We start from the raw sequence: 12,999 nt of genomic DNA, 5'->3' as shown, positions 1-12,999 counted from the left end.
CGCATCATGGTGACGGGCTCCTGATGGAAATCGGGAGCACAGCATCAGCTGTCAGCTATCCGCTTGGAATGTGGGGTTCATGGAGCGGATACGATCGACGGATATTAAACCGTCGATCAACTATAAGCAGTTTTCAGCCTTTGAATAATTTACGGTCTGTTCTTTCCAGCTGCGGGATAGGCACGTCCTTGGGGCCGGCGTATCCCGCAATCAAGCCGCCACAGTCATCGTGCGGGGGCAAATGCCCAGACCTTCATGACCAAGTAGTTCAATACCGGCACCACAAGGATCACCATTACCAGACCAATGCTGTAATGCCAACCCAGGTACTCAACTATCGAAGTGATCAAAAGCGTGAGCGCCAAAGACACCAGGGACACGAAAAGGAAGCGGCGGTAACCCAGGAAGCTCATGGGGATCTTGAATGTAAACCGGCTGTTGAGCGTGTAAGACATCAAATTGGCAAATACAAATGCCACACCATTAGCCACAAAGGCTGGTGGCGCGAAGACCTCCATCAATGCAATGACGATACCGGCATGCACTGCTGTGTTCGCTACACCAACCAGACCGAAGCGTATGAATTCATGGTATTTCGCAGGAATGATCACGTTGTTCACTTGATCACGTCACGGACTATATATACCGGCCGATTCTTGGACTCAGCAAAGATCCTGCCCACATACTCGCCGAGAACGCCAATCCCGATCAGCTGCGCACCACAGGCGAACAGCACGGTAATCATGATTGAGGCGTAACCAGGAGTGTCAGCGCCAAAGAACAATGTCTTGATTAACAGATAGGCTGCGTAAAGGAATGACAAAGCTGAGACTGCAAAGCCCAGATAGGTCCACACTCGAAGAGGTACAGAACTGAAGCTGGTAATACCTTCGAGCGCGAAGTTCCACAACTTCCATGTATTGAAGCTAGTTGTGCCGTGCTCGCGGGGGGCCACCTTGTACTCCACCGTAGTGGTGCGGAAACCTACCCAGGCGAACAGGCCTTTCATGAAGCGGCGGGTCTCAGGCAACGTCTTCAACGCTTCGACCACCTTGCGATCCATCAAGCGAAAATCGCCGACATCGGCCGGGATATCGATGTCGGAAATACGGTTGTGGAATTTGTAGAAGTAGTTGGCACTCAGCTTTTGAATGGCCCGGTCGGTTTCACGGTCGACTCGCTTGGCCAGAACCACCTCTGCGCCCTCTTCCCATTTTTCAATGAGTTCAATGACCACTTCCGGTGGATGCTGAAGATCGGAGTCAATCGGAATCACCGCATCACCGGTCGCGAAGTCCAGCCCTGCAGAAATGGCAGCCTCCTTACCGAAATTACGCGACAGGTCGACAATTGTCAGGTATTGATTTTTCGCTTTGGCCTTGATCAGTTCCTCGTAGGTCTGATCACGACTTCCGTCGTTAATGGCGATGACTTCAAGATCGTACCGGTCTGCAAGCGGCTCAAACACTTCATTGATTCGATTGAAGAATGCCTGCACGCCCTTTTCTTCGTTGTAGAAAGGGGACACTAGGGAAATTTTGCGTTTTTCTAAAGTTATCATTGAGTTTCACGCACCCGGTGATTTAGACGGCAGATATGGGCAAAGTCGATTTCTGTACATGTTGGCTGATCATTATCAGGGAACAAGGCTTTCACCTGCTCCACTTGCGGATAGTCGCCTTTGACGAACACATACAAGGAGTGGTCCGGTGCTGATGCAGCAATTTCAGCCTTTGTGCTCTCGACGCTACAATTGGAATTCGCGCGAGATACATAGCCAGTATTGATCTTGATGCCATGCACAGCGGCATAGCGCATAGTGGGCATCAAGGTGTTGAGAATCAGCTCGGAACGCCCGCAGCGGAACTTTGGAAAGAAGTACAGATACTGAACGTCGCTGGTGACTTGTTCATCCCACGCAGACTGCGTCAATACAAGAGACGCCGGACGTTTGGCGGTATCGACAAGCCGATGGCGCAAGTTAGACAGGTCCGCCATTTGCAGCAGCACCAACAAAACCATGCACACGGAAAATAAAACCGGGCTAAGTTTTTTGTACAGTGTCGCGATTGCAAAGATAACGACGCAGTATCCGACCGGCCAGAAGAAACGCCCGGATGCACGGAACTGTGAAGTGATTTTATCCATGAACGACGGATAGTGAATGGTTACAACTTGATGGACTCCGTAATAAACGATATCGGACAATGCATAGACAGCAAACAGAAACATTAGCCATGTCAATGCCCGATGTTGCGAAAAACTCCCCACAGCTTCTTTGCGGTTGAGCACGACACTCAATGCAAATGCCAGGAGTACGCCGAGGCCGATATAGTTGAATCCTTCATACTGGCCCGGCATCTCTGGATCGGGAAAGTTCAGGTATTTTCCGCCATGAAAGGGCGATAGCAGATTCATCGAATAAATGCCGAACCCCCCCTCCTTGCCTACTGTAGTCTGATCCATAGGCAGTATCGTAAGGAATAAGCTCGCGCCGATTATCAGGAACGGAATTAGCGCCCGACCCAGTTCGGCGGGCTGGAATCTCGCACGATTGCACAGGCAACTGACCACATAGATGGCGCTGGCCATTACACATAAGTAAATATTGATATAAAACGCAACTACCAGCAGCAGTGACCAGGCGCTTCGCTGTGGTTCGCTGGTCCTTCTGCAACGGATGTACAGCGCCAAAGAGGATAATAGGATCCAGTGCGACATCAGCGAGATATGGCCCAACCGCGTCGTCAGCGCCGGGAACGTCAGCAAGCACACGACCAAGGCTAGCAAAGCAAGCCATGACTTTATCTGCAGCTCCCGGAGTATCCACCAGGCGCATATTGCCTGACCGACGAATGCCAAGGCCACCCAGGCTCCGAAGGGATTGAATGGCGCAAAACTGGCAGGTACGAAGAGCTTGAGTAAAAGCGCGTACAGGGGTATCGCGTCTACAAACGTTGCCCGGGTGCCTTGTGGATAATTGATGCTATCGAAGCTCAGCAACGGATAGCTGAACGGCGCGCTGAAAAACGCATTGAAACCAGCAAAATATTGAGTGACGTCATCAACTTCGGTCAACCAATAAGAAGAGGTCCCTAAGACGAAACCAGTGGGAAAGTACCGCCAGACAAAAAACAAACCAATCGCCAAAGCCACTGCAAAGCCGGCCCTCCCCGTTGAGTCAAGCTTGAAATCCATAATCAAAACGTCCTGAAATTCATACTAAGTAATGGCTGGCGCGTTAAAACGCGCACTTATCAATCTCGCCGATGAGCTGCTGCGCACTGCCTTTCCAGGTCAGCCAAGGCATTTCTCCGGACTGCGGATGCTGCATGTGTTCATACAACTTCAGCCATTCGGCCAAGCGGTCAGCAATATCCTGGGCCATTGCCCCCTTGAAGTACCAGGCGAACTCGCCCGCCACTTCATGGAATACGGGTAGATCCCTCGCGATTATCGGAAGCTTGTATTGCGCCGCTTCGATCAATGGCAAGCCAAAGCCTTCGCCATAAGAGGCGGCCACCAAGCAGTCGCAGTGGGTATAGAGATGTTCCAGGTATTCGTCGCTTACTCCTTCGAGCCAGAGTAGCCGTCTCCCCAATTCTGGATGATTTACAAGTCTGGTCGCAAGCTCATCCACCAGCCAGCCGTGCTTGCCTACAATGATCAGGTTAGCCTGAACACCAGCAGCCCAAAGCAGCTCAAAGGCATCAAGGGTTTGGGCGTGCCCTTTGCGTGGCTCCAATGTACCGACCATCAGAAAGTTCGGGGATGCCTCCAGCGACTCGATCCGCAAAGCAGGATTTTCCGGAAAACCGGTGGAAGGCATTGACTGATCAATATCGGCGCCAAGATGGAAAGCACCAATACGAAATGGACGCTTGCGTGGTGGCCCATATTTTTCCAGCCACTTGCCCAGGTCGTCAGCGACTGCATGGGATATACATATCGCGCCGTCGTACTGGGCTACGGCATGAATCCATTTCATATAGTGCGCTTGCAGGCTTTCAACAAAACAATGAGGAAGCTGCAGAATCAGGAGATCGTAGACCACGAAAAAAATGCTAACCCCATGGGCGCGCATCGTATCGAGGTACGTTTGTTTGTACGGAAGTACGTCCATGAGTAGATCCAGACACAGGTAGACGTCCCCTGCCCGGTAACTGATGGCCTCGTCGTGGCCTGCTTCGCTAACGTCTTTACCCATGAACATGGTGGTGAAATGCGTCGCGTAGCGGTAAAAAGTCTCCCCCGCTTTGGTATAAACGGGCTTGATCTCATAACCTTCGGGAGGATTATTCAACCACTCTGCCAAAATGCTGCGCACTACTCGCTGAATCCCACTCTTGCCATCATGCTTGCACAACTCGGAGATATCGACGAACAGAGTTGGCTTGCCAGCCAGACCTTGCAGCGAATAATCGATAACCTTGGCTAGCCGCTGAATGTCCACAGCGCCTGTATGCAGGTGCCCGGTACCCACCAGTGCGTCGATCAGCGCTTTTGTACCGTCTGCTGTTGACCGAGAGGTATCACTGCGATTCTCTGGCCGTTCGAATTTCGCCAATGCTTGCTCGAACGCCGCTACAGCTGCCTTTCCGGTACGGTCCCAGGAAAAATGTTCTGCGCGCTGCAAACCATGTGTTACCAGTGCAGCGCTGAAAGAATCGTCTGTCAGTGCCTGACGAAGTTTTCCGGAAATGGCATCGATATCAAACGGGTCGAAGGTCGCATCTTCCCAGCCAATCACTTCTGGCACGCTGGACGTATTGGCACCAATCACTGGAGCACCACACTTCATGGCCTCAAGTGGTGGCAGGCCAAAACCTTCATGCCAGGAGGGGAACACATACACATTGCACAAATTGTACAGGCCGACCAACTCAGAGTCGGTGATGTAGCCCGTAAATACCAGGTCGGCTGGGCTCAGGCCTTGCTCATGGGCAAGCTTCTGGAAGTTGTAGATGTGGGACTCGGGCATTTTTCCCGCAAACACCAACTGAATATCTTGCAGTTCCGCCTTTATGACGGCGAATGCCTTGATCAGCTGTGGCAGGTTCTTGCGGTCATCGGCACCACCGGAATACAGCACGAACTTTTGTCGCAGGCCAAATTTTTTATCGAGCACGTCCCGCTCATCCATGCTGAGCGAAACCGGCCGGAAGATATCGTCCGCTGCAGTGGAGACGTTGACTACGTTCGCGCTGTCCAGCGGCAGCAACGACAACGCTTCTTCTCGGGCGAAATCGGAAATGGAAAGCAGCAAACCGTAATCCTTGAAAGCGCCCACTTTTTCCAGGTAAAGCTTTTTATATCCGGGGTTGCTGTCCAGATATTGCTTCGGGGTGACCATCGGGATCAGGTCATAGAGGGTGGCGCTGACAAGTGCATGAGTGTCCAGTAGGGGACTGCCGATGACCGCATCGTCCACGTAGCCTTCTATCGCGCTGGTAACATGCACAACGTCAGGTTTCAGGTCATCGATACAAGCTTGTCGAATCCGTTGTGCCACTTCTTTTCTGGCACTGTTTGCCGGATCGTGTTCACACACTGGCCCTTGGCTATACCACACACGAATGTGGCTTTGCGGCAATAGCCCGATGAAGGCAGTCCGGATGCTGTCAAGGCTCTCGCCGAGCATACCGTTGAGTACCAGGTAAACTTCATTTTCGCCACGATTACGCACGATAGCTTGCGCCAGGGACAAGCTGTAGCGACCAATACCACGGAACCGGTTTTCAGTCTGGGCACCCTGCATGTCAATTACGATACGCATTTATTTATGGTCCTTAATCATGGCTTCCCTGAGGGCACTCTCGATAGTCCGGCCCCGTTGAGTCAGTGGTGCGTGATCAATCGCTCCGTCCGGAAGATCATTGGCATTCGCTGCCGCAGCGGCGTTAAGAGTGCGCTGATTCAAATGACGCAGCTTGGCCAGCAGCCATGGGCTGCGATTCAAGATCGCCATAAGCCGGCGCTGGATTGCAGGACGGCGAGCCAAATAGAGCCGAGCGTGCGGAACTGCGCGGAGCAACACTTGGCTCAGCGGAGACCTGTTGGAACGAAATGGCCAGCGGATGGCACGAACCATGAAGCGAAATGGCGCGGTTATACGCCAGGATGTGCTCCTGCGCACGGCTTCCAGTTGCTGCTCGTACGTAGTGGCGCGCAGTTGCCAGCTGTTTGCATTGCCAAGCGCTTTATTGAGTTCAGCCTGCAATGCATCCGTCTTGGCCAGCGCTGCATCCAAGCTGATTTTGTACCGCTCCTGCATATGCAGTAGCTGTTCAACTTGCAAACGCTGGATGCTGTCCATTGCTTTCAGGTAATCCGCACGGCCTGTCGACATCTCATCCTCTATTTCTGAAAATTGGCTTTCCAAAACGCGGTCGTCGCGAACTGCCAATCGATCGAGCGGTGCGCCATAGACAGCGTCAAACACGGGATCGAACACGCAGAGCAGCTCGGGTGATGCTTGCTTTTGCGCCACGACGTCACAGTCGGGGCGGGTGGTCGACAACAATTCCCACAAATCAACGTTGCTACGTGCACCCTGTAGCACGGGTTCTTCTTGAAGCAGCACGATCCTGGATTTTGCAAAGCCACTGTACTCAGTCAGAAACGACAGCAGCAGGCTCGGCAACGGGTGCTGGTGGGCCGGGTGGATGTAGAAACGCTCGGCACCTAACACCACGCTTTCGACACTGGGGCTTTCAAGGATCAAAATCCCGGCAGGACGCAGCACCCTCAGCGCTTCAGCGATTAGCTGTTGCAGGACAGGGAATGCAACATGTTCAGCGATCTGGAAGCCGGTTACGGCAACAAGACTGTTATCAGGCAGATTCTGCAAAGCGCTGAGCGCGTCATCCTTGCGCACTGGCAGCTCCAGCATGCGACATGCTTTGAGCATACCGTCGTCGAGATCTACCCCTGTAGCCGCATAGCCTTCGCGGCCAAGCAGCTCAAGCCACTCGCCCCGTCCACACCGCAGGTCCAGGATGGGGTAGTCTTGATACAGCTTTTTCAATGGCGCAAGAAAAGGAAGGTACGCTTCAAGTCGTTGGCTGATCAGTTCTCTGGAACCGCGATCCTGCCCTTGAAGAGCTCTGGGAAAACCATGACCCATCAATTGAACTCCACGGCAGGAGGCATCCTGGAAAATCCGACATACGTGCTTTTCGAACTATTGACTACGTTAAACACTTGGATTAAATCCACCCACTCGTAATGTGATAAATGATTGTCCGCTGTATGTATTGCGACAGCCACAGAATACGATCCCGCACCCGGATTCCTGACCCGCTCCGAGGTCATCAGCTTTGGAGCCCAAGTGCTGCGAGTTGTTGGCGAGCTCTGGCTACCCAAGCGCGTTTTATCCAGCCGACAGATCTCGATACTAACATCCCTGCTGCCGGATCGGGTCTGTATGGAGCCGTTGTGCTACTCGCACCTGTGCCATCACGTTCAATTTTTTGGCAATCAAGGCGCTGTAGAAGTCCATGATTTCTCTTGTGCTGAAAGTGGCTATCGGTGACCGACAGCGCTTCGCCCACGATTTGAATTCCAGGACAAATTGTGCCGCGGCCACGGCGAAAGCAACATGAAGTGCCTGCCATTAGAGTAGGTGCGGACAGGCTCGTCACAATAATCGCCTGCCTCACGCCCTGACGCCCGACGCACTACATCGGGCGAGGCGATTCACTGGAATGCTCGCCTGATGGCCAATCTTGTGCGGGCTCCCACCTGGCAGGTGCGCCAGGTCGTGTGTTGACCATCGAAGAGCGCCAAAACATCAAGTCTCTATAATTAGCAACTCGATCTCTTTCAAGCGAGCCCACATCAGCTCCTGATTCCCCTTGGCCTCGACATTCAGTCGCAGCAGTGGCTCAGTATTAGAACCCCGCAAGTTGAAGCGCCAATCCGCAAACGAAATGCTGATGCCGTCTGTCCTATCGAGTTCAGGATTCTCTGGCAGGTAATGAGCCAACACTTTCTGCAAGGTAGCAGCCACATCTTCAACCCGGTAGTTGATCTCACCGGTGCATGGGTACGCCTCAATACGTTCATCTACCAACTGAGCCAGAGTCTTACCCGCTGTGGACATCAAAGCCGCCACCAACAACCACGGAATCATTCCGCTGTCGCAATACGCAAAATCACGGAAATAGTGGTGAGCACTCATTTCCCCACCGTAAACAGCATCCTCGATCCGCATGCGTTCCTTGATGAAGGCGTGCCCGGTCTTGCTCTGTACCGCAATGCCGCCGGCCTGTTCAACTTGCTCAATGGTGTTCCATGTCAGGCGTGGATCGTGGATGATCTTGCTGCCCGGGTGCTGTTTCAACAGCATCTCTGCCAAGAGACCTACCAGGTAATACCCTTCGATGAAGCGACCATCGGCATCGAAAAAGAAGCAGCGATCAAAGTCGCCGTCCCAAGCCAACCCCATATCGCAGTGGTTTGCCAGCAACGCCTGGCGAGTCAGCTCGCGGTTTTCTGGAAGCAATGGATTGGGCACGCCGTTAGGAAAGTTTCCATCCGGCTCGTCATTGATAAATACCCACTGAAATGGGAGTTTGGCAGCCAAGGCATGCAATACGGGGCCTGCCGCACCGTCCCCAGGGTCTGCGAGGATCTTGAGCGGCTTTAATGCACTCACGCCCACGTAGCCTATGAGATGCTCAATGTAAGCAGTTTTGTCGAAAGCTTCACGGACCAGGCCCGGAGTACCAGCTATGGCTCCAAGGTCACCGTTTTCCACTCTGACACGCACTGCATCAAGACCGGTATCGCCGCTGATTGGACGGGACTCGGCCTTGACCAGCTTCATGCCGTTATAACCCTTGGGGTTATGGCTGGCGGTGATCATTACACCGCCGTCGACCTTATAGTGACTGGTGGCGAAGTAGACTTCCTCGGTACCACAGAGCCCGATGTCGATTACATCAGCACCGGCCTCGGTTATGCCGCGCATCAGTGCAGTTGCGAGGGGTGGGCTTTCGAGCCGCATGTCCTGGCCGACAACAAAGGTTTTACCCTGCAATTCGGCAACTAGAGCACGACCTATCCGATAGGCGATTTCTTCATTGAGTTGCAAGGGGACCTGACCACGGATGTCGTAGGCCTTGAAGCATTGCGTCACGATAGGTGGATACATACTGCTCACTAACTGAAAGGTGCGATGCCGCCAGAAGGCGGCGACGGCTTGAATGGATCGCCAGGACGTGACGCCGCTGACGTGATGGCCCCGCCATGCGGGGCTCCCTTCTGGTCGTGGGTCGTTACTTATCGACGCGACCGTAGTTATCTTCGAACCGAACGATGTCATCTTCCCCCAGATAATCACCGCTCTGTACTTCGATCAGCACCAGATCAATCACACCCGGGTTTTTCAGGCGGTGCTTGTGACCTGCGCGTATGAAGGTCGATTCATTGGTATGGAGCATCAACTCTTTCTGATCGTTGACGACGACAGCAGTACCGCTGACCACAATCCAGTGCTCGCTGCGATGGTGATGCATTTGCAGCGACAGGGATGCGCCAGGCTTCACCACAATCCGCTTGATCTTGAAGCGCTCACCGTTTTCCAGTGTCGTGTAGGTACCCCAAGGACGGTGCACAGTGCGGTGGAGCAAATGCACGGTGTGGCTGGCTGCCTTGAGTTGGTTGACGATATGTTTTACATCTTGTGCGTGATCCTTGTGGGCAATCATCACCGCGTCAGGTGTATCGATCACCAGCAGGTCTTGCACGCCGACCAGTGCAGTCAGGCGGCCCTCACTGTTCACGTAGTTGTTACGCGAGCCGTGAGACAGCACTTCACCTTCAAATCGGTTGCCGTTCTCGTCAGCGTCGGTCAATTCACTGACCGCATTCCACGAGCCGATATCGCTCCAACCGATATCGCACGGAACGGTAGCTACTTTGGACGAACGCTCCATCAATGCATAATCAATGGAAATATCCGGAACTTCCGCAAACGAGTCTGCATCAAGCGCCAGACAACGATACTTGTTGGATGAGGTCAGGCGCGACAATTCGATCGTTCTGCTGACTGCCTCTACAACTTCCGGAGCATGCTGGCGCAACTCTTCCAGCACCGTGCCCACCCGGAAACAGAACATCCCGGAATTCCAGAAGTAGTTACCTGCGCTGACATAGCTTTGTGCAGTGTTCAGATCTGGTTTTTCAACGAAGCGCGCGACCTTCAAACCACCCTTCAGTGGTGCATCCTTTTGCGCTTCGATGTAACCAAACCCGGTTTCAGGATAGGTCGGCTGAATACCGAACGTTACCAGCCAGCCCTCGGCTGCAAGCTTCGTAGCGCTGACGACCGCCTCGGCAAAGGCTTTTTCGTCCTGGATCAGATGGTCGGCAGCCAATACCAGCATCTGCGCATCCGGGCCATGCGTGGCTTCCAGTTGGAGCGCAGCAGCGGCAACGGCAGCAGCTGTATTACGGCCGAACGGTTCGAGAATGAAACCCTGAGCAAGCTTGGCTTTGTTGACCGCACCGTACTCGTCTTCAGTCTTGAACAGGAGCTCACGGTTGGTCACCGTTAGAACCTCCACAACCCCTTCCAGGAGTGAAGCGCGCAGGAAGGTTTTCTGGATCAGATTCTGACCATCTGGCAGCTCCATAAACGGCTTGGGATGAGCTTCTCGAGAAACAGGCCACAACCGGCTACCTACTCCACCAGACAAAATTACGGGAATCAGTTCCATGCTCTAAGTCCTTAATCCCCTTTTGGCAGCTGCAACCAGCAAGCGGGGCTCAGTTATGTTTCCAGTCATTCCTGCATCATAGTCACTAGCAGGATTGACAGCTCTAAGTCGTTCCAAACCTTCTAGCCTTAGCTGCACTCGCTTTTCTGGTGTTCCTGCACGCTCCCCCAACTCTGTGGAGGCTGCTCGGTAATGACACCTTTCTCAAGAAAAAAAACAAGTCAATCGAGATCGAAATGCAGCATCGGACCAGGGTCGAATACTTCTACTGGCCATTCTACAGCTAGTATTGGGAATTAATAACTCATGCGCCGACAGGAGACAAAAAAATCATTTGAAAACAGATAAATACTGCTCCTTCGAGCGATCAAAATAGCATCAACCATCAGCCCCCCATCAATCCAGCGCCTTCGATAACTATCGAGCGAAGTCCCGCTCCCGGAATTTAGTTTCTTGAGTTAAGCCAGGATCCTTGAAGGAGGGTTTTTTCAGCGTCGACTGCACAGCATTGGACATAGCCAAGACGGTTCTGCGCAGGTAAATCAGACTGGAATATGGCCGAAGAATGGAGCACAGGCAGAAGCCATCGAGCAATGCGCCAAGAGTTTGCATCGCTTCAATATTCTGCTTTTGTCATGGCCGCCGACATTGCAAATCTATCCGACGACTCCATGAGTGATGACTTTGTACAGTGCAATCAAACAAGGCGCTTGCGCGAGGCTCCGGAGGAGCGCGCCAGCAACCAGCCAATAATGGGGCCAATCACCATGCCGACCAATAATGCAATCACCATAACCACCGAAACAGGCAGTTGCGGCCCCGCCCAACCCAGGAACAGGAGCGTAACCGATTGCTGGTTCTCGAGAACGAACGCCAGGATCGCCAAAATCAGCAACAGAACGAATACCGCGAGCAATACGCGCTTGAGGTTATGCATCAGGGCCTCCTTGAAGTGCAGCCGCCATCAAACCCCCTCCTCCTCATCCTCGTTCACACGATCGCGCAGCTCTTTACCCGGCTTGAAATGCGGAACGAATTTACCGTCGAGGCTGACAGATTGGCCAGTTTTAGGGTTGCGCCCTACCCGCGGCGCGCGGTAGTGCAATGAAAAGCTACCAAACCCACGGATCTCGATGCGATCGCCGGTGGCCAGGCATTGGGACATTTGCTCAAGCATGGTCTTGATGGCCAGCTCCACATCCTTTGATGAGAGCAGCCCTTGATGGGTGACAATTCGTTCGATCAACTCCGACTTCGTCATAATTTTCCCTTCTTTTTCAAGCAGCTAGATCAGCGCTTCAAAGGTTTTAGCATGCCCTGACACATTTGAACAGCCCCATCCTGTACCCCGATTTTTCTCCCCCAGACGCTGCAACGCCCAGTTCGACCACTCACCTGCAGATAACCAGCATCGTGCGCGTAAGGAAGCCCGCTGGATTGAAGCCAAGGAAAAAGTCTGCCTCCTCTTTGGCGTCATCGGACCTTGTCACGACTGTGTAGTCTGCACCTTTGCATTCTTTGACTGCGCGCTTTTCGCACCTTTCCCATCCCGACCCCAACCCTGAGCAGTCGATCTCGATACCACTGACCCCACGCACGGCATGCGTTTTGGCACTAGTGGTACAACCTGCCAATACCAGCACTGCCATCACGACCACGAGCCTTTTCATTCACTTCCTTATGCCGGGCACGTAGCCCGACCGTCGTTTACCCCAAGCTAAAGACTAGCTGCAAATAAGCGATTGATCCTGCTAAAGAAACAGACAGTTTTAGTGAGATAATGTTTCGTGGCTTGGACGCAGAAGATCGCGACTGGAGCCACGGGTCAAATTGCGGACACAAAAAAGGGCGACCGAAGTCGCCCTTTTTTTACAGAAAGTCAGAACTTAGTTCTGTTTTTCCGCTTGTGCAGCGCGCAGCAGATCACCCAGAGTGGTGGCTACTGGAGCGTCACCAGCTACTGGCTTGTCGCGCAGGCTCTGGATAGCTTCTTTCTCGTCTTCAACGTCTTTCGACTTGATCGAGAGCTGGATTACGCGGCTCTTGCGATCAACGCTGATGATCTTGGCTTCTACTTCTTCGCCTTCTTTCAGAACGTTGCGCGCGTCTTCAACGCGGTCACGGCTGATTTCGGAGGCTTTCAGAGTCGCGTGGATATAGTCGGGCAGGGTGATGTTGGGGGCGTTGGGGTGAACTTAATTGAACATGGGCGTAACTATTTGGCGGTTGTTGTTCTTTTGTAAGTTATAGGAGTTCGGTTATCGTTGCAGTTGGT

General features: G+C 53.0%; 10 protein-coding genes and 1 pseudogene. All 11 read right to left on the bottom strand.

The window, feature by feature from the left end; genetic code table 11:
- Positions 1 to 224: 224 nt before the first annotated feature.
- Complete coding sequence (locus ACIO0C_RS31060) at positions 225 to 620, bottom strand: GtrA family protein (protein WP_401318325.1); 396 nt, start codon at positions 618 to 620, stop codon at positions 225 to 227.
- Positions 617 to 1,561 carry a glycosyltransferase family 2 protein gene (locus ACIO0C_RS31055; protein WP_401318323.1) on the bottom strand — a complete coding sequence of 315 codons (945 nt, stop codon included), beginning with the start codon at positions 1,559 to 1,561 and terminating at the stop codon, positions 617 to 619. The genes ACIO0C_RS31060 and ACIO0C_RS31055 overlap by 4 nt, the downstream gene beginning before the upstream one ends.
- Positions 1,558 to 3,198, bottom strand: a complete 1,641-nt coding sequence (locus ACIO0C_RS31050) for a DUF6311 domain-containing protein (protein WP_401318320.1) — start codon at positions 3,196 to 3,198, stop codon at positions 1,558 to 1,560. Before ACIO0C_RS31050 ends, ACIO0C_RS31055 begins: the two co-directional genes overlap by 4 nt.
- Before the next feature lie 43 nt (positions 3,199 to 3,241).
- Positions 3,242 to 5,776: a glycosyltransferase family 4 protein gene (locus ACIO0C_RS31045; protein ID WP_401318318.1), complete on the bottom strand. Its 2,535-nt coding sequence runs from the start codon at positions 5,774 to 5,776 to the stop codon at positions 3,242 to 3,244.
- Positions 5,777 to 7,126 carry a class I SAM-dependent methyltransferase gene (locus tag ACIO0C_RS31040; RefSeq protein ID WP_401318316.1) on the bottom strand — a complete coding sequence of 450 codons (1,350 nt, stop codon included), beginning with the start codon at positions 7,124 to 7,126 and terminating at the stop codon, positions 5,777 to 5,779.
- A 666-nt stretch (positions 7,127 to 7,792) separates the two neighbouring features.
- Positions 7,793 to 9,157, bottom strand: coding sequence for a phosphomannomutase (locus ACIO0C_RS31035; protein WP_401318314.1), 1,365 nt, complete (start codon positions 9,155 to 9,157; stop codon positions 7,793 to 7,795).
- A gap of 124 nt (positions 9,158 to 9,281) precedes the next feature.
- Positions 9,282 to 10,724, bottom strand: coding sequence for a mannose-1-phosphate guanylyltransferase/mannose-6-phosphate isomerase (locus tag ACIO0C_RS31030; RefSeq protein ID WP_401318311.1), 1,443 nt, complete (start codon positions 10,722 to 10,724; stop codon positions 9,282 to 9,284).
- Positions 10,725 to 11,421: 697 nt separating this feature from the next.
- Complete coding sequence (locus ACIO0C_RS31025; protein ID WP_401318308.1) at positions 11,422 to 11,661, bottom strand: LapA family protein; 240 nt, start codon at positions 11,659 to 11,661, stop codon at positions 11,422 to 11,424.
- 27 nt (positions 11,662 to 11,688) lie between these two features.
- Positions 11,689 to 11,985: an integration host factor subunit beta gene (gene ihfB, locus ACIO0C_RS31020; protein ID WP_003218804.1), complete on the bottom strand. Its 297-nt coding sequence runs from the start codon at positions 11,983 to 11,985 to the stop codon at positions 11,689 to 11,691.
- A gap of 130 nt (positions 11,986 to 12,115) precedes the next feature.
- The gene (locus tag ACIO0C_RS31015; RefSeq protein WP_401318306.1) at positions 12,116 to 12,394 is read right to left on the bottom strand and encodes a hypothetical protein; all 279 of its coding nucleotides are present in this window, start codon (positions 12,392 to 12,394) and stop codon (positions 12,116 to 12,118) included.
- A 216-nt stretch (positions 12,395 to 12,610) separates the two neighbouring features.
- Positions 12,611 to 12,898 (bottom strand): annotated as a pseudogene (locus tag ACIO0C_RS31010) (S1 RNA-binding domain-containing protein); the annotation flags it as partial.
- Positions 12,899 to 12,999: the final 101 nt, after the last annotated feature.

The organism is Pseudomonas sp. NPDC087336, from assembly GCF_044744285.1.
Taxonomy (GTDB): Bacteria; Pseudomonadota; Gammaproteobacteria; order Pseudomonadales; family Pseudomonadaceae; genus Aquipseudomonas.
Note: the sequence above shows the minus strand (reverse complement) of the source record. Positions and strands in the feature narration are given on the sequence as shown.

Bases quoted from the DNA above. Each gene is read 5' to 3' on its own strand.
- ACIO0C_RS31035 (WP_401318314.1), bottom strand. From the start codon at position 9,157: ATGTATCCACCTATCGTGACGCAATGCTTCAAGGCCTACGACATCCGT.
- ACIO0C_RS31040 (WP_401318316.1), bottom strand. From the start codon at position 7,126: ATGGGTCATGGTTTTCCCAGAGCTCTTCAAGGGCAGGATCGCGGTTCC.
- ACIO0C_RS31015 (WP_401318306.1), bottom strand. From the start codon at position 12,394: ATGAAAAGGCTCGTGGTCGTGATGGCAGTGCTGGTATTGGCAGGTTGT.
- ACIO0C_RS31025 (WP_401318308.1), bottom strand. From the start codon at position 11,661: ATGCATAACCTCAAGCGCGTATTGCTCGCGGTATTCGTTCTGTTGCTG.
- ihfB (WP_003218804.1), bottom strand. From the start codon at position 11,985: ATGACGAAGTCGGAGTTGATCGAACGAATTGTCACCCATCAAGGGCTG.
- ACIO0C_RS31045 (WP_401318318.1), bottom strand. From the start codon at position 5,776: ATGCGTATCGTAATTGACATGCAGGGTGCCCAGACTGAAAACCGGTTC.
- ACIO0C_RS31030 (WP_401318311.1), bottom strand. From the start codon at position 10,724: ATGGAACTGATTCCCGTAATTTTGTCTGGTGGAGTAGGTAGCCGGTTG.
- ACIO0C_RS31055 (WP_401318323.1), bottom strand. From the start codon at position 1,561: ATGATAACTTTAGAAAAACGCAAAATTTCCCTAGTGTCCCCTTTCTAC.
- ACIO0C_RS31050 (WP_401318320.1), bottom strand. From the start codon at position 3,198: ATGGATTTCAAGCTTGACTCAACGGGGAGGGCCGGCTTTGCAGTGGCT.